Genomic DNA, 20,161 nt, shown 5'->3' with positions numbered 1-20,161 from the left:
TTTGCATTAAAACTTATCAGATTGCTATGGATAATAATAAAAACAGTCTGGCTTACGGAGCACTTTTCATTGTTTGTATCGTTTGGGGAACGACTTATTTTGCTATTCGTATCGGGGTGGAAACCTTTCCGCCGTTTTTGTTTGCTGCTATTCGGCAGGTGATTGCAGGCGGAACTTTACTCTTAGGATTAAAACTCACAGGAAATCTGAATATGAATAAATCGGATTTCCTTTATCAATCTGTTCCGGGCATTTTAATGGTGGCTTTGGGAAACGGTGTGATTGGTTGGTGCGAACGCTACATTTCAAGCGGACTGGCAGCGTTGATATTATCACTCATTCCTGTTTTCGTGGTTGTCATCAGCTATTTGTTTGGGTTTGACAGGAGAAAACCACATTTATTAATTATCGTGGGATTGGTATTAGGCTGTCTGGGTATTGTACTGATTTTTCGGGACAATCTGAAAGACATTGCCAATCCTGCATATTTTACGGGAATGTTAATAGCCTTCGGAGCTTGTCTGGCTTGGGCTTCAGGCAGTGTGTTCGCTAAATACAAAATCCCCAACAGCAAGAACGTGTTACAAAATGCAGCTTTACAACTTTTTTCCGGAGGAATGGCCTTGTTTGTATTCAGTGCTTTTTTGGATGATTATTCAGAGTTAAAAACAGTAACGACATCCAGTATCTGGGCTTTGGTTTACCTGATTGTAGTGGGTTCCGTCATTGCGTATTCTGCTTTTGTGTACGCACTGAAACATTTGCCGATAGGCATTTCATCCCTGTATGCTTATATCAATCCGTTCATTGCCATTATGCTCGGATTTTTATTCCTGAATGAAAAACTAACCGGTATCACTTTATTGGCCTTGGTCGCTACTTTAAGCGGTGTGTATTGTGTCAATAGAGGTTATCAGAAAATGTCAAAAAAATGAGAATAGAGCGAACTGTTATAGCTGATATTCCTGTGGTGGAAAAAATATACAGCGAGGCAAGAGCCTATCAATTTCAGCAAAGCGGATACGGTTGGCCTGTTTTCAGTAAATCATTTATTGAAAATGAAATTACAGAAAAAAGGCACTTTAAAGTCTTAGATAAGGACGATGAAATGGCTGGTGTATTTTCCATAGTAAAAGCCGAACCTATTATTTGGAACGACAAAGACGGAAAAGAAGCCATTTATTTACACCGTATGGCGATACGCAATTCGTACAGAGGAAAAAATATAGCAAAGAAAGTGGTGGATTGGGCTATGGTTGAAGCGTGGAAAAATAAGAAAAAATTTATCCGGATAGATACCTGGGCAAACAATGAAGCATTGACCGATTATTACCGAAAATTAGGATTTGAATGGATAGGTAAAAGACAGTTACCACCGACAAGCGATTTGCCGGAACACTATAACAATATTGAGGTCAATTTATTTGAGATAAGATTATGAAAACGATAACCATAGAAAATTACCGTCCGGAATGGCAAATCTATTTTGAAAGATTAAACCGAGCGTGGATAGAAAAATATTTTGTGTTGGAAGATATTGACAAATACGTTTTGTCTAATCCTGAAGAAGCGATATTAAATGACGGAGGAAAAATTTTGTTTGCCGTTTATGGAGGTAAGGTAATCGGAACAGTTGCTTTGAAAAAAGTAAATAATGATACAATGGAATTGACCAAAATGGCAGTGGATGAAAATTATCAGGGTATCGGAGCAGGAAAAATGTTGTGTCAGGCTGCTATTGACAAGGCAAAAGATTTGGGCGTGAAGAAATTGCTGCTCTACACGCAATCCGCATTGAAACCTGCTTTGCGCATTTATAGAAAATTAGGTTTTAAGGAAGTTACTATTGAAAAGGGAAAGTACAAGCGGGCAGATACTAAAATGGAAATGATTTTAAAAGATAACTATTAAATGAAGTAAAAAAATGATAAACATCCAAAAGTCTGAAAGAAGTATGAAATCGAATTTTAATTATGATGATTTTGTATTTGGCGTTCAGCCAACAGACCATATTTTACTATCTAATTACAAAGATGGCACTTGGCAATCACCAAGCATAATGCCATATGCCGATATTAAAATGAGCCCGATGTCACTGTGTTTACATTACGGGCAAACCGTATTTGAAGGAATGAAAGCATTTCGTCAAGATAATGGTCAAGTTATCATATTTCGTCCTGATAAGCATTTTAGAAGATTTAATGTTTCATTGGAAAGAATGTGTATGCCTGCTGTGGGGCAAGATTTATTTATCGAAGGAATGAAAGAATTGGTTCGTTTGGAAGAACATTGGCTTCCGGAAGAACAAGAAATAAGTTTATACATACGTCCGTTTATGATTGCCACAGAACCTCGATTAGGAGTTAAAGTTTCGGATGAGTATTTATTCTGCATAGTATGTACACCAATGGGATTATATTATTCTGAACCTGTACGTTTAAAAGTAGAAACAGAATTTGTACGTGCGGCAGAAGGCGGAGTAGGTTATGCCAAATGTGGAGGAAATTATGGTGCTGCATTTTATCCGGCACAGCAAGCCAAAATACAGGGATATGACCAAGTAATTTGGACAGATGCTAAAACTCACGAATATATCGAAGAAGCTGGTACAATGAATATCGCTATTGTAATAGACAATAGATTGATTACACCGAAGTTGAGTACCTCAATTCTTGACGGTGTTACCAGAAGTTCAATTATGCAAATTGCAAAAGATATGGGAATGATTGTCGAAGAAAGGAAAGTGCAACTTCAAGAGCTTATTGATGAATTTCAATCCGATAAAAAGATAGAAATATTTGGTGTGGGCACAGCTGCGGTTATCTCATCTGTTAAGTGTATAAATATCTTGGGAACAGAATATTATCCATATACCGCAAATGATGCAATAATGTTTAAACTGAAAAAGCAACTTGATGATATCAGAAAAGGGCGAAGTTCAGATAAATATAATTGGAACTGGTTTATATAAACATTAGAAAATGGAACAGATTAATCAATATCCGATTGGGAAATACAAAGAGCCGGAAGTAATTACCGAAGAAATGTGTATATCATTCATTGATATTATTGCTTTATTCCCGAAAAACCTAAAATCAGTGGTAATGAGTTTAGGCGATGAACAATTAGATACACCCTACAGGAAAGGAAGTTGGACTGTCAGGCAGGTTGTTCATCATTTAGCGGATAGCAATATCAATTGTTTTGCCCGCATCAAGTTTGCATTAACGGAAGATAATCCGACTATCAAATCGTTTGCAGAAGAAAAATGGGCGGGATTATCGGATGCAAAACATATATCCATTTTGCCATCATTAAGTATCTTGGAAGGCATTCACGAACGTTGGGCAATACTTTTAAAAGGTTTAGAAAAACAGGATTGGAATCGAACGTTCTTTCATCCGGATTTAAACAAAAGCCAAACGATTGCTGAAGCTATGGCAAAATACAGTTGGCATTGCAATCATCATTTGGCACAAATCAAAAACCTGAAAAATCAAATGCAATGGAAATAAGCAATCAGGTGATTGAAATAAAAACTGGCTTTGAAAATATGGATATTAATGCCGTCCATCAGTTTTTGAGTAAGGAAAGTTATTGGGCAAAAGACATTCCGTTGGAAACTGTAAAAACGGCATTGCAAAATTCATTTTGTATAGGGCTATTTGAATATGAAAAACAGATTGGCTTTTCCCGATTGGTAACGGACTATGCCACTTTCGGCTATTTGGCAGATGTGTATGTTTTGAAAGAATACAGAGGTAAGGGATTATCAAAAATGATGATGAAATACATAATGAAATTGGATTTTGCAGGAAGTTTGAGAAGGATATTATTGGCAACCTTAGATGCTCATTTGCTTTACAGCCAATTTGGATTTCAACTTCCTGAGAATCCGGAGCGATTGATGGAAATAAAAAGAAGTAATCTTTATAAAGACGCTTAGACTATGAACGATGAAAGAAAAACACGACTATTGGAAAGTTTTGGGCGTTCCAAAATAATGCAATTATTCGGTGCGAAAGTAACAGGCATAGCAGACGGATATTTTGAAATCACTGTTCTCAAACAGGATTTTATGGCTCGTCCGGCAGGAATGTTTAACGGCAGTACCATTGCTTCATTGGTAGATGTTTCGTCAGGTTACGCAGGAGCGTCAGCTAAACCGGAAGACAGTTATTTTACAACAGTTGAGCTGAAAGTAAACTACCTAAATCCTGCCATTGGTGAACAACTTGTGGCTAAAGCACAGGTTATCAAAAACGGAAAAGTGTTGACGGTGGTTCGTTCAGACGTATTTGCAGTTAGTGCCGAAGGTAAGGAAACATTAGCAGCAACTTCATTAGTTACACTGATGCAGTTGTCAAAAAAGTCACCCGACAAACAAATAGATTAATAAGATATGGAAATAGCCAATATGGAAAGTTTTCTGGAGTACTATGGAAAAATCAGGCAACGCACCAATCGCCTGATTGCCGTTATCCCACCGAAATATATGGATTGGGCATACAAGCCCGGCAAATTTACCATTGCTGACCAGATAAGACACATTGCAGCCATTGAGCGGTATATGTTTGCCGAAACCATTTTAGGGAAACCCTGCACTTACAATGGGTGTGGGAAAGAACTTGCAGACGGGTACGATAATGTAATCCATTATTTCAACGAGAAACACGAAGAAGCATTAGCCATTTTCAAAAGTCTGAGTAATGAAGATTTACAACGCAAATGCCTGACACCCGGTAATGCTCCAATTACGGTCTGGAAGTGGCTTCGGGCGATGACCGAACACGAAATTCATCACCGGGCACAGCTTTATATTTACCTAAATCTTTTGAATATAGAGACCCCGCCAATGTTTGGGTTGAGTTCGGAAGAAATTATTCAAAACAGTCAATCAAAATAAAAGGATATGAATACAGACTTTGCAAAAGAATGGCTTGAGGACTGGAACAGCCACAATTTGGATAAAATAATGGAACATTACAGCGAAAACATTGATTTTGTTTCGCCCATTATCCAGCAAATGGGAATAAACGAAGAAGGTAAAATTTCCAATAAAAGTGATTTAAAGGATTACTTTTCAAAAGCCCTGCAAAAATACCCCGACCTGCACTTTGAGTTGTACCACGAACTCAAAGGAGCTAATTCAACCGTATTGTTTTACAGAAGTGTCAATAATTCCTTTTCGGCAGAATATATGGAATTGAATAATGACGGGAAAGTAAGTAAAGTGAGAGCACATTACAAGTTTGACGAATAAACATATTGTCTATGGAAATGAATTGGAACCGTTCGGCTTTAATGATTATCGATATGCAAAATGATTTTGCAAAAACTGGAGGAAAAGCCTATATCAATGGCACTGAAGAAGTAATAAAAAATATTCAAATTATAGCCGATTTATTCAGGATAAATCAATTACCTGTAATTCATATTGTACGATTATATCTTGAGGACGGAAGCAATGCCGACCTTTGCAGGAAAGAAGTCATCCGACAGGGTAAGGCAATGGTCATTCCGGATAGTTCCGGAGCTAAAATCGTACAAGAGCTTTTGCCTAAAAATGCCGAAATGTATGAGGATAAAAAATTATTAACCGGCAATATTCTACAGCTTGCTCCTTTTGACTTTGTGGCTTACAAACCACGCTGGGGTGCATTTTATAAAACAAACTTAGAGGCTTGGCTGAAAAACAGCAAGATTAATTCATTGGTAATTACAGGTTGTAATTTCCCGAACTGTCCTCGCACAACAATATTTGAAGCAAGTGAAAGAGATTATCGTTTAGCTATTGTTCCCGAAGCGATTTCGCAAATATATCCCAAAGGGATAGATGAGTTAAAAGGGATTGGAGTAAATGTATTGGAGCACAGTGTTTTGAAAAAAGAATTGGAAAATGGAAAGTAAGCTATTCGTTATAACCGGTGGCCCCGGAGCAGGAAAAACAACCTTATTAGATGCTCTGTCGGCAAATGGATATAAAACCATTCCGGAAGCTGCCAGAGGCATTATTCGTGAAGAAACAGAAACGGACGGAGACGCTTTGCCTTGGAAAAACAAACAGCTTTATACCGATAAAATGATAGTCGCATCCATTTTAGATTACAACAGAGCAACAGCAAGCCAATCAAATGAAGTTTGCTTTTTCGACCGAGGTATTTTGGATGCCGTTTGTTATGCGGATATGATTGGCTATGTACTTTCAACGGAAACTATGGAAAAAGTGTTGAATTGCCCATATAATAGAAAGGTATTTATCCTGCCACCCTGGAAAGAAATTTATCAAACAGATAATGAACGAAAACAGGATTGGCAGGAGGCAGAACACACTTATTTCGAAATGAAAAGTACTTATGAAAAGTACGGTTATGAAGTCATAAACGTACCGATAGGAAACATTGATGAAAGAAAAGAATTTGTATTAACCCATATAAAATAGAGAAATGGACAGCTATTTAGGAAGTATCAAAAAGCAATTCCTGTATTACAAAATGCTTGGAGAAAAAGCAATGGAACAATTACAGGAAGAACAATTATTCTGGCAGTATAACGAGGAAAGCAACAGTATTGCTATTCTGGTCAATCACGTTGCAGGAAATATGTTGTCACGATTTACCGATTTCCTGACCACAGACGGAGAAAAGCCCTGGCGAAACCGTGATGCGGAGTTTACCAACCCGTTTCAGAATAAAGCTGAATTAATGGCCCATTGGAATAAAGGTTGGGATTGCCTGATGAATGCTTTAAACCAACTTACGGAGGCAGATTTAGAGAAAATCATTTACATCCGAAATGACGGTCATACTGTAACTGAAGCGATTAACAGGCAGTTGGCTCATTATCCTTATCATATCGGACAAATGGTTTTCATAGCCAAAATGCTGAAAAATGAAGATTGGAAAACCTTATCTATAGCAAGAAACAAATCAGCAGATTACAACAGCCGCAAGTTTTCGCAGGATAAAGACAGACGGCATTATACAGATGATTTATAAAAATGAAAGTGATATGATTATCAATACAAAGAATACAAAATATTATCAATGGGGTAATAATTGTCAGGCGTGGACTTTTATACAATCTGAAAACGTTATTGTCAAAGAAGAATTAATGCCACCACATACGGAGGAACAGCTTCATTTTCATAATGAAACAGAGCAATTTTTCTATATTCTTGAAGGTAAGGCCACATTCTTATTAGAGAATGGAAAAGTTTCTTTATTAAAAAACGAAGGGATTAAAATTTCCGCGAAGCAAATACACAAAATTAGTAATGAAACTTCTGAATACTTACGGTTTTTAGTAATGTCTTTTCCCGGGAATGTAAACGATAGGGTAAATTCGAGTACTCAATAATCTATTCGTATTATACCTCTTATTGAGCATATATATGCCACCCTTTTTATCAGATGTACACAATTTCAAAAAGTTGGACTGGTTTTGATGAAAAAATATTGCAATGAAAATCTTTTTCAATTAGAAGAAAAACTAAAGGAATTATCACTTGAGAATAGACGAACCAATCTTTTTATCCGAAATAGCAATCAAAACAACTCTCGATTGTTCGCTGTAAAAAAGATTGATAGCCGTTCCGCCTTTCAGGGCAAAGCATTTTTCACTGTCCAAAAGCGGGAGGACACGCACCAATAATTGAACCTGTCTGTAATAAATGCTGTCTTTTTTCATCTGTCAGGGTTGAAAATTTTTAGGTACGGTTATTTTATATGTTTTATCGAGTTCACCACCTTTGACGATTACCCTGTTACCCGAACCAAGGTCTATATTGTCGGTATTCAGCTTTGAAAACCACGTATAGTTGTGCCGTGAACCGAACCAGAGAAAAAGCCGTTTGACTTTCACGTTGGTACAGGCTTCCAATAATTGCTGAACTGTTCGGGGAGATAAAGCCGTCATTCCCTGTATAAGCTGGTCGGCGTGTTCCAACGATATTTTATCGGGAACTTCGTTCAGCATTTCGAGGCAGGCTTTTTCCGGACAGGAGATTTTTAGTTCATCCAAATCCTCTTTCCAAAAAACGGTAGAAGTGTATTTATCGGATATACCCTTTTCCATACCGGAAAAAAGCTCGTTTCTCGTATGACGTACAAAGGTTATGGTTTCCGACAGTTCATTCGCCCACAAAGGCAATTTATCATTACCGTAGAGGTGGATGGTTTCTTTATTAGAAACTGGTATATAGTGCGAAAAGCCCTTGAGTTCCAATGCGGTCAATCCTCCCACTACACTTAATACGCTCAATAAAAAATACCCGCCATAAATAATTGTCGGTACGGAAAGCAAAATGTAACCGCTTATTTTTCGTGTTTCGTTTGTCATAGCTGTTATTGTTTAAAGGATGTTGGTGCTTTGTCCAATTTACTTTTAATGAAAATCAAAGCGGTTTCTTCGTTTTTCATAAACGGTGTTTCTTTTCCGTCTTTTTCTTTAATGAGTTCAACCGTTTCCGTCAATATGCCTTTCTCGTAGTCGTAATTTTGTGTAATTCTGAATTTGTTATACGGCATAAACTTACTTGCATTTGGAACATACATTGTCAATTCAGATTTGCGAAATTCGATGTCCGTAATCCCTGTCCCGTTACCTAATGATGAATTGATGGTCGCTTGAACTTTTCCGTCAATCAGGTTTTTGTAAACAACTTCAAAATACATTGTTTGGTCTCTGTCGCCCGCTTTTCCGTCATAGTCGGGGTGAATACGGTGAAGCGACTTAACGGATTTCCAATGGTTGTCATAACGCTTTTGAACAACGTCAAATTGATAGTCGTAGCTCTCGGCTCGCAACCATTGTCCGTTGTCGTAGCGGTATGCTTTGCTGATACCGTTCCAAATAATTGTGTAAGTGTCGTCCAACTCAATTGAACGACTAAGCGGAACTGTTACTTGTTTTGATGTGCTGCAACTCGCAAATATCATAGCTATTATTGTTGCAACGGAAAAGATTACTTTTTTCATTTTGAAACTTTTTAAAGTGAAACATTAAATTTTACACTACAAAAGTTCAAAAGTGAAATGAGGAAGAAATTGACAAATGTTACAATCGTTATTTGCCTGCCACTTTTTTCCGTAAACGACTTAAACTTTCACGTTCAAGCCCTAAGTAAGAGGCGATATGATAAAGTGGTATTCGCTCAAAAATGTGCGGTTGATTTTTGAGTAAATCAAGGTAACGTTGTTCTCCGTCTAAGAACAAAAAACTTTCCACTCGTTGAGTTGTCAGTTTGAAAGATTGCTCGGCTATCATTCTGCCAAAGCGTTCCCAATTTTGGGATTGATTGTAGGCACTTTGCAAAGCCGATAAATTGAATGTTACGGCTTCAACATCTTCCAATGCCTGTATAAAATAGCGACTTGGTTTACTTTGTAAAAAGCTGTCGTAGTCCGTTACAAATTCATTGTCAAATGTGAAATGCGTATTGATTTCTTTTCCGTCTGCAAGGTAATACGTTCGGAAACAGCCTTTATTTACAAAACCGATTTCCTGACAAACTTTTCCTTCTGTTAGAAAATACGCTTTGGCATTGTAGTTTTTTGTCTTTAAAAAAGGTTCAAAAAGCGAGCAGTCCTTTTCTGTCAGAAAAGAAGCCTGTCTAAGCCAATTTTTAAAGATTTTAAATTCGTCCATTGTCTGTTTGTTGTCCTTGCGGGTTGTCGTCTAAGGTTGCCCATAACGTTTTGGGTATTGCCGAAGGCGGGGAAATCAAGGAACAAATTGTTGAGTTCAGCACCGCAGTTAGCAAAACCATTTTTTGTTTGCTAATTTACATTTTTCAAAGCAAATAAAAATGGTTTTGCGGAATAGAAGTATAAAAGTTGAGGATTGGACTTTCAGCCCCGCTTTTGGCAATACCATGTTAGCGGCTGCCCTTTTTGTCAAGTCCACTTTGCAAATTTACTTTCGATGTCTGTCAACCATTTCACTCTTTTTTTCTGACTTACAGATTTTACATAAGCAAAATTTATCCAATTAAGATTTTTGTAACCCATAGGTTTAAAAACACTCCTTAACATTGCTTTTCGGATTAAATTTCCAATAAGCAGCGAATACATGATTTTTGGTTTGTTCATTGTGGTAATAATAGTTACACTTTTCAAATTTTTCAATAGTGGAACTAATCCAAATCCTCTTGGATGATGGTTATACACCACACCTGGACTTAAAACTCTGTCAACAAAACCTTTGGTCGTAGCCGGCATTAAATCCCACCAAATTGGAAAAATAAAAATTATGTGATCTGCTTTTTTAAGCCGCTCATGGTAATCTATTACTTGTGGGTCAATTGGCTTGTGGTCTATAAAGGCTTTTAAATCTGCTTCTGACATTACAGGATTAAATCCATCTTTGTCAAGATGCATAAGGTCAACTTCGTGATTTGCTTTTTGAAGCCCTTTGGTTACTGCTTTCAAGATTGCATTACAATAACTTCCTTCATAAGGATGATTAAATACTATTACGGTTCTCATTTTTTCAGCTTTAAAGTTCAGTGCAAAATTGAACCTTCCAATAGCTGATAAACGATAACAATTGTAAAGAAATTTAATTATCGTCTGTTTCGTATTCGGCTTAAAGAAACGGATGTAATTCCCAAATAAGAAGCAATGTAATGTTGTGGAACACGCTGAATAATATGAGGATGTTGCTCGATTAATTCTTCGTAGCGTTGTTTGGGATTATTTTTAAGAAAAGAATACAAAAGTTGTTGAGATTGAAAAAGTCTTCTGAATAAATGGATTTCGGCCAGGTAGTCTGTTTTATCCAGGGTACATGAGCCCGCCATGTAACCCAGTATGGTAAGAAAAAATAATGATCTCTTCATTATGGATTAAATAATTGAGCCATAGCTCCCGGAAGAGCGGCTCTCTCACGGGAACTTTGGCGGGAAAAATCAGGAATGAGGCGCTAGGAAGAAATACCGTATTCATGCACCTGGCAAGACACATTTACCTATACGGAGCTCTTCGCAGCTGACGGATAAAAAGAGGGTTATACCCGGAGTATTTCCGGTGGCTTTACCGACCGGGAGGTAAACAGGAACGAGTAGTCATGGCCATAACAGAATGGCTGCTTTGTTTTTGCGGGCAGGTAAAATAGTAGATTACCAATGAGGCTTACCGGTTTTACGGGAGAGAAGTAAACCACATCCAGCTGCAGCTGTTTGAGGAGATCGTGGGCTCTTTTTTCATTTTCTTCCTGCTGCATCTTAGCCAGCTTACATTTCCCGTTGCAGTTGAATTGAGGGCGGTCTTTGTTTACACAGAACATCTCAATAAAAGCGGCCCTGTTGTACTCATAAAGGGTATATAGAATAGTAGTCTTCATCATGCCTGACAGCATCAGGCACATTACAAAAACATTTACTATTTTAGATAACCGCTTCAAGGAAAGAAAACACCAAAACTTTTCACAAAGTTACAAATATTCGGGCGGAATGCACTCTATATAGGTAAATTCCATGATATTTGCTTTAATTCCATATCAGCAAACCGTTAGGTTGGTGACCCGTGCTGAGCTTCTTTTCCATTCTTCCCGTTTTAATATTGTATTGAATAAGTACATTGTGCCGGCTGCTGATCCCTATCAGCCTGTTCTGATAAAATTCAAATTCCGATAAAGGAAATTCTGTAGGGATGCGCTCTTTTAGAACCCATTTCTCCTTTTCCGCCTTTTGGTAGATATGGATTTCAGGGGTATTACCAGGGACTACCCAAATCTCCCCGGTGGCTACATTGTATTTTGAGAAAAGAGGGGAATAGTCCAGGTCAATAAACTCCGTCACTTTGAATGTATCATAATCCAGGAGATTAAGACTTTTCCGGAGCCTGTTTTCAATCAACAGCTTTTTTTCAGCCTCTACTCTCACTATATAGGGATAAGGATCTACCTTCACATCCCGCAGTTTCCTGTAGGTTACGGGATCTATCAGCGTTACAAAGCTGCTTTCCCCACAGGCTACGGCCACGTATTTGCCGTTTTGACTGAATACCAGCTCCGAAGGGTCTGACTCCACAATAATTTCCTTTTTCAGGTTACCGGAGGGAAACTCAAAGACGTAAACCCTGCCACTGTGGCTGTAACCGGCAGTCCATATTTCAGTTCCCGACGGGTTGAAAACGGCATTGTAGTTTGCCTTGGGGACATCTCTCTCTAATTTTTCTTTCAGGTTACGGGTATGAAGAACGAGTATTTTCCCTGGTTTACTGAGCCCGTGCAGGCCTTCGTGCCCCCCGGAGAAATCATATTCGGGAACAGCTATGCTCAGGTATTTCCGATCGGTTGACACCCCCAGGTGATGTGCAAAATACCCCGGTTCAGCCTTAAGATATTTCGTCTTTTTTATACTGAAAGTATGGAGGTCTACGATCTGTACCGTGTTATCCCCCCCGTTAAGCACCACTGCCCGGCCCGGTTGAAAGAGGGGCTTGGAGCATGAGATAAACAAAAACGATACAATAACCCACAGGCATCGTGACATAAGGCTACAATTATTGGAGTAAAACGTTTATGGCCTCCTTAAAGGTATATATCAGATAAACCATTCATCTGGCGGTTTAGTTTTTGAGAAGTTGTATACCTCAGGCCTCGACACTCCATTTATTTATCTCATTATGAACACATTATAACCAAATAAAATAATGCATTAAAATTGATTTTTAAAATAGAAAAGTTGAAAATCTGAATTTAAAAGTCTGAAAAATAAAGTAAGTCTCCGTTTTGCTCTTTTTTCGCTCATGGAATTATAAAGACTTTTGCGTAAAATATTGCGGGCATAAAATGAAAATGAAACTGGTTTTTGGGGTTCTGCTTTTTTCAGGGCTGGCTTTAAAAGTAAATGCGCAAAACACTATTCCGAAAGATATACAACCCCTTTTACAAAAATACACCTGTACGGCCTGCCATACGGTAGATAAACGGCTGGTGGGGCCATCGTTCAGGGATATCCGGAAGAAAAACTACAAGCCGGAAAAAATAGTGGATCTAATCTATGCCCCGCAACCTAAAAACTGGCCGGGTTATCCTCCTATGGCACCTATGAAGAATGTTCCTAAGCCCGAAGCACTGAAAATAGCCCGTTGGATAACCACTCTGAAGTAAGTTAAATCAATAGTGTAATATATGAAAAAACAGATTCTTTTAGTAGTGACTTTATGTTCTGCCGTATTGTTTACAGCCTGTGAAAAAGAGGTGATTAAAGAGGTAGAAAAAGTAGTCTATATCAATGAAAATTTTGACCCTGAAAAAGGAGTTGTCAGGCTTAACTTCAAGCATGTTATCGGCAACCAGGATTTTGAATTAAAAAAGAATTTCACGGATACGGAAGGAAATACCTATTCTTTTAATGAAATCAGGTACTGGGTTAGCAATGTGAAGCTCGTAAAAACCAACGGTGAAGAAGTGGCAATTCCCGATTCGTATTACCTGGTAGAAAACAGGGATACCCTGTTTTACTACGGTACTACTGCAGCCAATGTGGGAGCAAACTTCTCGGCACCTAACAAAAGAGAGGACATCCTGGTAGGGAATGTGCCCTTAGGCGATTATGCAAAAGTAAAGTTTGCCATAGGCGTGGATGCCAGGTATAACAACAATTTCGCCATTAAAGCCGGCGAGCTGGATATTAACCAGATGTCACAGGTGGCAGGCTGGGCATGGCATACCAGCTATATCTTCTTACGAACTAAGGGAGCTTATTTAGCGAAAGGAGGAAATGCACTGACCGATGCCGTTCGCTTTGTGGCCGAGACCGGGGGAAATGATCAATACAGGGAAGTGGAAATTGCTTTGCCGGTAAGCAGTAAAGCCGGTGTGATTTCGGAGGTAGATTTGAAAACAGATGTATTGGCCTTATTTAAAGGTCTGACGGTATCTGCATTCTCCGGCACCAAGCCGGCGGGCTGGGCGGCCGACCCTAATCTGGCCAAATATGATAAGTTTGTGAACGCCTCTTCTCCGGAAGACATGCAAAAGCTCGCAGATAATACCAAGGTAGCGATCCAATAGCACCAAAACTTATAAATTAAATTAGTTTTTAATAAATTGTAAAGGCGTGACAATTTTGTTCACGCCCTTTTTTATGACATATAACAACCTGAAATATTCTCTCCTGTTTTCCTTTATTCTTTCCGCCTGTTCTTCCGGAGACAGGCTGGAACCGGATGAGATGACCGGTTTACCGGCACCGCCACAACATTTCCCTGCTATGCCCGAAGTGGATTATAACCCCATGACCAAAGACGGGGTAGTATTGGGCAGAAAGCTGTTTTTTGAGCCCCTCATGTCAGGAAATAATAAGATCTCCTGCGCTTCCTGTCATCACCAGGACAAGGCTTTCACCGATGGAGTAAGCCTGAGCAGCATAGGATTTTCAGGCAACAGGCTCCACCGGAACACCCAGGCCATTATCAACCTGGCCTGGGCTACCAACGGCTTGTTCTGGGAAGGCGGCAGCACAAACCTGGAATCACTGGCCATAGGTCCTATCACGCATCTGGATGAAATGGGACAGAACGTCCTGGAATTACCGCAAAAGCTGGAACGGTCAGGCCATTATAAGCTGCTTTTTGAAAATGCCTTCCCTTCTGAAAAAAGTGAAGGTATCACTACACAGAAGATATTAAAAGCCCTGGGCCAGTATCTCAGAACGATCGTCTCGGCAGACTCACGGTATGATCAATACATTTTGGGGAAGCTGTCGCTGACCGATAGGGAGCAAAGAGGACTTACTGTTTTTGATACCAAATGTGCTTCCTGCCACAGCAGAGACAAGCACCTGTTTACCGATAACCTGTATCATAACATCGGCCTGGACGATACTTTCAGTGAAGCCAATGAAAGAGTAGAGCAGGGAAGATACCGTATCACGTTTAACCCCGATGACATGGGTAAGTTCAGAACTCCCACATTACGCAATATAAGTTATACGGCCCCGTATATGCATGACGGGCGCTTCGGTACCCTCGAAGAAGTGCTGGATCATTTTCAACACGGTATCCGGCACACTGCTACCACCAGCCCGTACTTATCTGGATTTACCCTGAGTGATGTGGAAAAAGATCTGCTGCAAGTGTTTCTGAAAACACTGGATGACGAAGCCTTTGTAACTAATCCTGCCTTAAGGCCTTAATCAGATTTGTCAGCTCTTTTTCCGCTTAGTTAATGAAACAGGTTTGCTTCATTATTGAGCAGCTCTTTATCCTTTTTCTTCAGGATGTGAACCATCAGATTGATATTCATCAGGGTTTTAGCAATGAGAAGGCCTAAAACAAATACGAACAGAGTTAACAGAACAGTCATAATTATTGAAAATTTAAAATGTAATGCGTTAATTCACTGAGATCGCCGTCGCTCATGCCGGGAAAGCCTGGCATCTGCGTCATGTTGGCCCGTTTTTTACCAGGCGCTTTTATCCATTTCTTCATCCCTTCCGGATCGTCTTTATAAATGTCGATCATTTCGGTAATGGCCGGGCCTACCAAAGCCTGATCTTTCATATGGCAGGCAGCGCAGTTGTTCTTAAAGATGGTCTCACCTTTGGCAAATTCACCGGTACTTTCATCTATAACAGGCTCTTCTTTAGGCGCCGTACGGGCAGCCAGGCTATGCTTCTGATATTCTTCGGTATGCTGTTTTACCAACTGCTGATGCTTATCGAGGGCATTGTGGCGGTACATCTGGCGGCTTCCGCCATAAGCCACCAGGAAAAGCGCCACCGCAGTAACCACTTTGCCAAAGTGGAGATCAATCCCCACCGGGCCTTTGGTTAGGGAATCTGTTACCCACCACAGCGCTAAAACGAGCAGGATTCCTGCTGAGCCCATTACGGCTATAACGCCGTAGCCTACTCCCTTGGATGGGAGCGTAAACAGCACGATGATCCCCGTTACGATCTGAACGGCAAAGCCGGACGCGGCTATAGTGTAGCCAAGCCGTTTGAGCTTATATCGGCTGAACCCAACGTAAATTTCCTCCACCCGGTAAGCTTTTCTGCGGTTATAGCCGTAAATGAATACCCCGGTGATAGCCACACATCCCGCCAGGAATTCGAAATACCTTGGCCAGACGTTAGGAAGGGTCATGGCACTGAAAAAACCTTTAACACCTTCCCATTTTTCGGGAAACATCATCAGGTTCACATTGGTAAGGAATATCAGCGGAATGAATAGAAAAATGCCTACGGAAATACCGATAATGCCGATATGAAGCTTTTTATTATTTTCGAGGTACTCCCAGGTGTATTTGTGCAGGTACGTCAGCAAAAAGGCAACGGTGACCAAAGGAATGATCATGATCCAGATACTGCCGGTGAGCGCATTGGCCGAATAAAAATAGAGGGCATAGAGGGCATTGATACTCAGCAGGGGGGCCACACCCAAAACTACGGCAATGCTCTTGTTTACTGTAATGGTTTTAGCAATTTCATGGGCAAAGATGTCATATTCTTTGTCTTTGAGACCCCTGATCTGTGCCCAAAGCGTTACGATGCTCCCTCCTACCATCAGGTTTACAAATAAGATATGAAAAAGAAAGGAAACAATAAGTAGGGTAACCAGTAACCACTCAGCCATGGGCAGCGCTAAGGGGATGTCTTTAGGTACAGGAGTCTGGTATTGTAAAAGTATCATTGTTCTTGAATGTTTTCGTTTGATTCGGGGTTATTTTCTTCCACCAGCTCCGCGTTTTGCTGCTCCAGGGACCTCACTACACTGACTGAGTTATTCAACGGGTTTATCTGAATACCCTCGGTTTGTGCACCCACCAACGGTTCATGAGTAGCCTGCAGATGCTTAATATAAACCGCCAGTGCCTTCAGTTCAGCTTCATTCCCCGGAAAGGGCGGCATAAAGGCCCTGCCGTTGTGCATGACGGGGATATAGGCGGCCATGGCATCTATGCTCAGCGGTTTCCCTTTACCGTACATTTTTTCGAATACATCCACGATAGAGTTTACGCCTCGTGAAGTATGACATCGGCTGCAAGTCAGCATAAATACATTTCTTCCGGCTTCGGTTTGGTTCTCTTCCGTAATTTCATGGACTGTGGTATAGGTGGCATGTCTCAGGATACCGTCTTTTTGCAGGAGAGGGTAATCTTCCTGGCGGATAAGGTTAGAATACATGTAGTTTCCTATAATGTAAGGTTTACGGACAAACTCACGCACACGCTCAAAAATGCCCAGGAGGCCAAGGATGAACAGGCAGGGAAGAATGACTACGACAAAGTTGACTTTTGCGGGCCTGAATAAGGCCCATCCGGCCAGCAAAACCGATAAGCCGGCCGCTCCTGCAATAAAGTATTTTAGCAGGTCATAATATTGAGAGAAATCCATTGACCCTACGGCCACACTCATATTATCTTTCATGGCTTCGGGCATTACTTTCCAGTAATATACGGCGCCGATAATGGCAAACGGAGTCCAGACCAATATCCATTGTCCTGCATATTTTACGGCTTTGGCACGCATTTCAGACCCTGACCTGGAAAAAATGGTGGTGAGCAGCATTCCGAAGGTACCGCCCACCAGCATAGCCACCGGCGTTCTGAAAGCCAGTTGGGGAAGATAAATGGGGTTGGTAAACCCGTTCAAAAGGCTTTTATCATTGTTCCAGTTGCCGGGGTCCATCATAAAACCTAAGATAGAGACGATAATAACCATGGTGATCCAGGAGGCAAAAGCCAGGAACCACCCGAAACGAATATGTCTTATTTTTCCCCGGAGCGACTTGTTCGCATTTTTCCAGGTCAAAAAATAGATGAGGATAAGTATCACCTCCGTCACAAAAACCAGCCACTCGGTAAACCAGGCCCAGTAAAAGACCCGGATAAGGCTTCCGATAGAAGCGGGACTGACCAGGGCGGCAGAAAACCAGATGCCCACACCGGTCATGGCTCCGATGGTGGTAGTGATAATAAAAGCGACCTTCATCTTATTATACACCATCTGGTCCCAATCGGGGTCCGTTATCTGATCGGCTGCAGAGTTCTGAACCCCTTTTTGCTCCAGCCAGGTAATGTAGGGAATAAAACCCACGGCAAGTCCGTGGTTAATCAATACATGAATGATGGCGATAACGGCTATCAGGAAGCGGTCATTCAGCCAGTCGAGGTGAAACATGGGAAAGTCCATAGAAATGACTTGATTTTATTGAAAACTGCTTTAGGAATTTCGATGCAAAGTTCGGATGAAGTACGACCAGACAGAAAAACAGGCCGGGACGATTATTTAGAAAATCAATGCCTGTTTTCAGAAAAGCAGTTCTGTTTTGATAAAAAATAGTATCTGAGTTTTAATATTTAGCAATAGAATTTATGTATTTAATACGGTTTGGACAGAGTTGCCACAAGCATTTGCACCTTGTCTTTTTATTCAATAAATTTGTTGTGGTTTTAATCTGAATATCTTGGGGCTTGTGAAGCAAATATGGGCTATAGGTTTTGCCGGACTGATCCTGTTCAGGTCCGCAGTGATTCCTGTGGTCTTTATAGAGTATGAGCTGCGCAAAGATTATATTATTCAGAATTTTTGTATTAATAAGGATAAACCCCTGCTGAAATGTGACGGGAAGTGTTATCTGGCCAAAAAGCTGAACGAAACCCGTGAAAAGCAGGCTGAATCGGCTTTTGTCTCTTTTCTCTTCAGCATGGAAAGTAATTATGTTCCGCCCGTTTTCAGTTTTGAGTCCCTGGTAAGGGTTTTTCCGGAAGACGAGGGACCATTTTCTTCTCAAAAGTCTTTTTTTATACAGGCTATCTTCTTTGATTTCTTCCGCCCTCCCCGGTCCTGATTTCCATGATAAGGTCTTACACGGGCCCCTCTTGCCGGGCCTGAACACCTGTATGTATTTTAATTAAATTTTAAGGAAGCATGAGGAGATTTATGGCTTTATTTCTCCTGATTGTAATCAGCTTTCAACAGCTTTACAATTTGTGGAATATTGCCTGGTTCTATACCCACAGGGAATATATCGTTGAAAATTTGTGCATTAACCGGAACGAGCCCATGACCATGTGCGGGGGAAGTTGTTATCTGGTAGAGAAGCTTACGGATTTCCGGGGAAGTGATGCCGATTTGAGCACGGGCAAATCTTTTGAAAGTCCGAAAATCTTCAAAGAGGAAATCCGTTTCTGTTTTTCACCTGTAGAATTCTCACCGCAAGAGCCAGCTGATTTTTGTATTGTGTGCTCTGCGGTAGAAGGGTTTAAGGGGCGGGTCCTGCACCCGCCGATTACCTGCTGATTACCCTAGTTAGTAATGAGTATAGTAATCAAACCTTAATGAGAATGGTAAAAAGTATGATTTTCAGTATTTGGAACATGGGCCTGTTCGGAAAAGAAACAGGCTCATTCTGGATGGGAGAGCTCACCGGGCTGCTGGAGAGCTTCCCCCAGTTAGAAATACCCCATAAGCAGGATTTTTATATGATCCTGCTGGTGGAGGAGGGAGAAGGTGCGGTATCTGTGGATCATCAGACCATACGGATCGATGACGGTAAGGCCATTATTATCCGGCCGCATACCGTCTCTGCAATAGATATGAACAAACGGGCAAAGGGAAAGATCATCTGTTTTACAGACGGCTTTTTTTCCATGCGGTATAATAACAATGTGCTCAACCAGTTTTCTTTTATGAAAATCGATGCCAAACCCTATATGTGGATATCGGGGGAAAGCCGCGAGAGATGGAACGTGCTGCTCGGGCTGCTTAATGATGAATTCCGGCAGAACAAAACGGAGCAGACCATCCTACGCTCTTACCTGAATATCATCCTGTTTGAGCTGGAACGGCTTTATAACCCGGCAGGCTTTGTGAAATCCACGAACCTGAAACAGGAAAAGATTTACCGGTTTGAGCAGTTGATCCTAAAGTACCTGGATACCAAGAAGCTTCCGTCAGACTACGCGGAGCTGTTGAATATTACGCCCAATTACCTCAACAAGATCTGTAAGGAGGAAACCGGTAATACCGCCGGAAGCCTGATCCGTAAACGGGTAGACTCAGAGGCCAGGAGAATGTTAAAGCACAGCAATCTACCCATTAACGAGATCGCCGATAAGCTGGGCTTCGACAGTACTTCATATTTTGTAACATTTTTCAAAAAACAAACCGGGGTAACACCCGAGCAATTCAGGAAATCGGAATAAA

At 40.6% G+C, this 20,161-nt stretch carries 29 protein-coding genes; 19 read left to right on the top strand and 10 right to left on the bottom strand.

Annotated features, from left to right (window positions below):
* Positions 1-26 precede the first annotated feature (26 nt).
* Genes AB2U10_RS16025 through AB2U10_RS15965 form a run of 13 tightly spaced genes read left to right on the top strand, consistent with a single transcriptional unit; the run spans position 27 to position 7,359 of the window.
* Positions 27-935, top strand: coding sequence for an EamA family transporter (locus AB2U10_RS16025; RefSeq protein ID WP_367915858.1), 909 nt, complete (start codon positions 27-29; stop codon positions 933-935).
* A complete protein-coding gene (locus AB2U10_RS16020) occupies positions 932-1,441 on the top strand; it encodes a GNAT family N-acetyltransferase (RefSeq protein ID WP_367915857.1) in 510 nt (169 codons plus the stop codon). Before AB2U10_RS16025 ends, AB2U10_RS16020 begins: the two co-directional genes overlap by 4 nt.
* Positions 1,438-1,911 (top strand): GNAT family N-acetyltransferase, encoded by a 474-nt coding sequence (locus AB2U10_RS16015; protein WP_367915856.1) that lies wholly within the window; start codon positions 1,438-1,440, stop codon positions 1,909-1,911. Before AB2U10_RS16020 ends, AB2U10_RS16015 begins: the two co-directional genes overlap by 4 nt.
* Positions 1,912-1,924: 13 nt before the next feature.
* A complete protein-coding gene (locus tag AB2U10_RS16010; RefSeq protein WP_367915855.1) occupies positions 1,925-2,971 on the top strand; it encodes a branched-chain amino acid aminotransferase in 1,047 nt (348 codons plus the stop codon).
* Positions 2,972-2,981: 10 nt separating this feature from the next.
* Complete coding sequence (locus tag AB2U10_RS16005; protein ID WP_367915854.1) at positions 2,982-3,515, top strand: YfiT family bacillithiol transferase; 534 nt, start codon at positions 2,982-2,984, stop codon at positions 3,513-3,515.
* Positions 3,506-3,946 (top strand): GNAT family N-acetyltransferase, encoded by a 441-nt coding sequence (locus AB2U10_RS16000; RefSeq protein ID WP_367915853.1) that lies wholly within the window; start codon positions 3,506-3,508, stop codon positions 3,944-3,946. The genes AB2U10_RS16005 and AB2U10_RS16000 overlap by 10 nt, the downstream gene beginning before the upstream one ends.
* Before the next feature lie 3 nt (positions 3,947-3,949).
* The gene (locus tag AB2U10_RS15995; RefSeq protein ID WP_367915852.1) at positions 3,950-4,396 is read left to right on the top strand and encodes a PaaI family thioesterase; all 447 of its coding nucleotides are present in this window, start codon (positions 3,950-3,952) and stop codon (positions 4,394-4,396) included.
* A gap of 6 nt (positions 4,397-4,402) precedes the next feature.
* Positions 4,403-4,906, top strand: coding sequence for a DinB family protein (locus AB2U10_RS15990; protein WP_367915851.1), 504 nt, complete (start codon positions 4,403-4,405; stop codon positions 4,904-4,906).
* Between the two features lie 6 nt (positions 4,907-4,912).
* A complete protein-coding gene (locus AB2U10_RS15985) occupies positions 4,913-5,263 on the top strand; it encodes a nuclear transport factor 2 family protein (protein ID WP_367915850.1) in 351 nt (116 codons plus the stop codon).
* 11 nt (positions 5,264-5,274) lie between these two features.
* Complete coding sequence (locus tag AB2U10_RS15980; RefSeq protein ID WP_367915849.1) at positions 5,275-5,910, top strand: cysteine hydrolase family protein; 636 nt, start codon at positions 5,275-5,277, stop codon at positions 5,908-5,910.
* A complete protein-coding gene (locus AB2U10_RS15975; protein ID WP_367915848.1) occupies positions 5,900-6,442 on the top strand; it encodes an AAA family ATPase in 543 nt (180 codons plus the stop codon). Before AB2U10_RS15980 ends, AB2U10_RS15975 begins: the two co-directional genes overlap by 11 nt.
* 4 nt (positions 6,443-6,446) lie before the next feature.
* The gene (locus AB2U10_RS15970; protein WP_367915847.1) at positions 6,447-6,998 is read left to right on the top strand and encodes a DUF1572 domain-containing protein; all 552 of its coding nucleotides are present in this window, start codon (positions 6,447-6,449) and stop codon (positions 6,996-6,998) included.
* A gap of 13 nt (positions 6,999-7,011) precedes the next feature.
* A complete protein-coding gene (locus AB2U10_RS15965) occupies positions 7,012-7,359 on the top strand; it encodes a cupin domain-containing protein (protein WP_367915846.1) in 348 nt (115 codons plus the stop codon).
* 144 nt (positions 7,360-7,503) lie between these two features.
* Here AB2U10_RS15965 and AB2U10_RS15960 read toward each other — a convergent pair whose 3' ends face one another.
* The 7 genes from AB2U10_RS15960 to AB2U10_RS15930 form a co-directional block, all read right to left on the bottom strand.
* Entirely contained in the window at positions 7,504-7,689 is a 186-nt protein-coding gene (locus AB2U10_RS15960) for a nucleotidyl transferase AbiEii/AbiGii toxin family protein (RefSeq protein ID WP_493820702.1), read from the bottom strand.
* Positions 7,690-7,692: 3 nt separating this feature from the next.
* A complete protein-coding gene (locus AB2U10_RS15955; RefSeq protein ID WP_367915845.1) occupies positions 7,693-8,340 on the bottom strand; it encodes a type IV toxin-antitoxin system AbiEi family antitoxin domain-containing protein in 648 nt (215 codons plus the stop codon).
* Between the two features lie 5 nt (positions 8,341-8,345).
* Positions 8,346-8,978 (bottom strand): hypothetical protein, encoded by a 633-nt coding sequence (locus AB2U10_RS15950; RefSeq protein ID WP_367915844.1) that lies wholly within the window; start codon positions 8,976-8,978, stop codon positions 8,346-8,348.
* A gap of 88 nt (positions 8,979-9,066) precedes the next feature.
* Entirely contained in the window at positions 9,067-9,648 is a 582-nt protein-coding gene (locus tag AB2U10_RS15945; protein ID WP_367915843.1) for a Crp/Fnr family transcriptional regulator, read from the bottom strand.
* Between the two features lie 248 nt (positions 9,649-9,896).
* Positions 9,897-10,487 (bottom strand): NAD(P)H-dependent oxidoreductase, encoded by a 591-nt coding sequence (locus AB2U10_RS15940; RefSeq protein ID WP_367915842.1) that lies wholly within the window; start codon positions 10,485-10,487, stop codon positions 9,897-9,899.
* A gap of 520 nt (positions 10,488-11,007) precedes the next feature.
* Entirely contained in the window at positions 11,008-11,367 is a 360-nt protein-coding gene (locus tag AB2U10_RS15935; RefSeq protein WP_367915841.1) for a hypothetical protein, read from the bottom strand.
* Positions 11,368-11,488: 121 nt separating this feature from the next.
* The gene (locus AB2U10_RS15930; RefSeq protein ID WP_367915840.1) at positions 11,489-12,496 is read right to left on the bottom strand and encodes a YncE family protein; all 1,008 of its coding nucleotides are present in this window, start codon (positions 12,494-12,496) and stop codon (positions 11,489-11,491) included.
* A 299-nt stretch (positions 12,497-12,795) separates the two neighbouring features.
* Here AB2U10_RS15930 and AB2U10_RS15925 point away from each other — a divergent pair, with 299 nt between their 5' ends.
* From AB2U10_RS15925 to AB2U10_RS15915, 3 genes are all read left to right on the top strand, one after another.
* Entirely contained in the window at positions 12,796-13,116 is a 321-nt protein-coding gene (locus AB2U10_RS15925; protein ID WP_367915839.1) for a c-type cytochrome, read from the top strand.
* A gap of 21 nt (positions 13,117-13,137) precedes the next feature.
* Entirely contained in the window at positions 13,138-14,022 is an 885-nt protein-coding gene (locus AB2U10_RS15920; RefSeq protein ID WP_367915838.1) for an MbnP family protein, read from the top strand.
* 73 nt (positions 14,023-14,095) lie between these two features.
* Positions 14,096-15,145 (top strand): cytochrome-c peroxidase, encoded by a 1,050-nt coding sequence (locus AB2U10_RS15915; protein WP_367915837.1) that lies wholly within the window; start codon positions 14,096-14,098, stop codon positions 15,143-15,145.
* A 29-nt stretch (positions 15,146-15,174) separates the two neighbouring features.
* Here AB2U10_RS15915 and AB2U10_RS15910 read toward each other — a convergent pair whose 3' ends face one another.
* From AB2U10_RS15910 to AB2U10_RS15900, 3 genes are read right to left on the bottom strand one after another with little or no spacing between them, the layout of a single operon-like run.
* Positions 15,175-15,315, bottom strand: a complete 141-nt coding sequence (locus tag AB2U10_RS15910) for a hypothetical protein (protein WP_367915836.1) — start codon at positions 15,313-15,315, stop codon at positions 15,175-15,177.
* A 2-nt stretch (positions 15,316-15,317) separates the two neighbouring features.
* Entirely contained in the window at positions 15,318-16,643 is a 1,326-nt protein-coding gene (locus AB2U10_RS15905; RefSeq protein WP_367915835.1) for a c-type cytochrome, read from the bottom strand.
* Positions 16,640-18,145, bottom strand: coding sequence for a c-type cytochrome (locus AB2U10_RS15900; protein ID WP_367915834.1), 1,506 nt, complete (start codon positions 18,143-18,145; stop codon positions 16,640-16,642). Before AB2U10_RS15900 ends, AB2U10_RS15905 begins: the two co-directional genes overlap by 4 nt.
* A 283-nt stretch (positions 18,146-18,428) precedes the next feature.
* On the opposite strand from AB2U10_RS15900, the gene AB2U10_RS15895 reads away from it, so the two are divergent.
* From AB2U10_RS15895 to AB2U10_RS15885, 3 genes are all read left to right on the top strand, one after another.
* On the top strand, positions 18,429-18,803 hold the full coding sequence (locus AB2U10_RS15895) for a hypothetical protein (RefSeq protein ID WP_367915833.1): 375 nt from the start codon (positions 18,429-18,431) through the stop codon (positions 18,801-18,803).
* An 80-nt stretch (positions 18,804-18,883) separates the two neighbouring features.
* Entirely contained in the window at positions 18,884-19,255 is a 372-nt protein-coding gene (locus tag AB2U10_RS15890; protein ID WP_367915832.1) for a hypothetical protein, read from the top strand.
* A gap of 56 nt (positions 19,256-19,311) precedes the next feature.
* Positions 19,312-20,160: an AraC family transcriptional regulator gene (locus AB2U10_RS15885; protein WP_367915831.1), complete on the top strand. Its 849-nt coding sequence runs from the start codon at positions 19,312-19,314 to the stop codon at positions 20,158-20,160.
* Position 20,161: the final 1 nt, after the last annotated feature.

The sequence above is a fragment of the Leadbetterella sp. DM7 genome, assembly GCF_040829825.2.
In the GTDB taxonomy this organism is placed as follows: Bacteria; Bacteroidota; Bacteroidia; order Cytophagales; family Spirosomataceae; genus Leadbetterella.
Note: the sequence above shows the minus strand (reverse complement) of the source record. Positions and strands in the feature narration are given on the sequence as shown.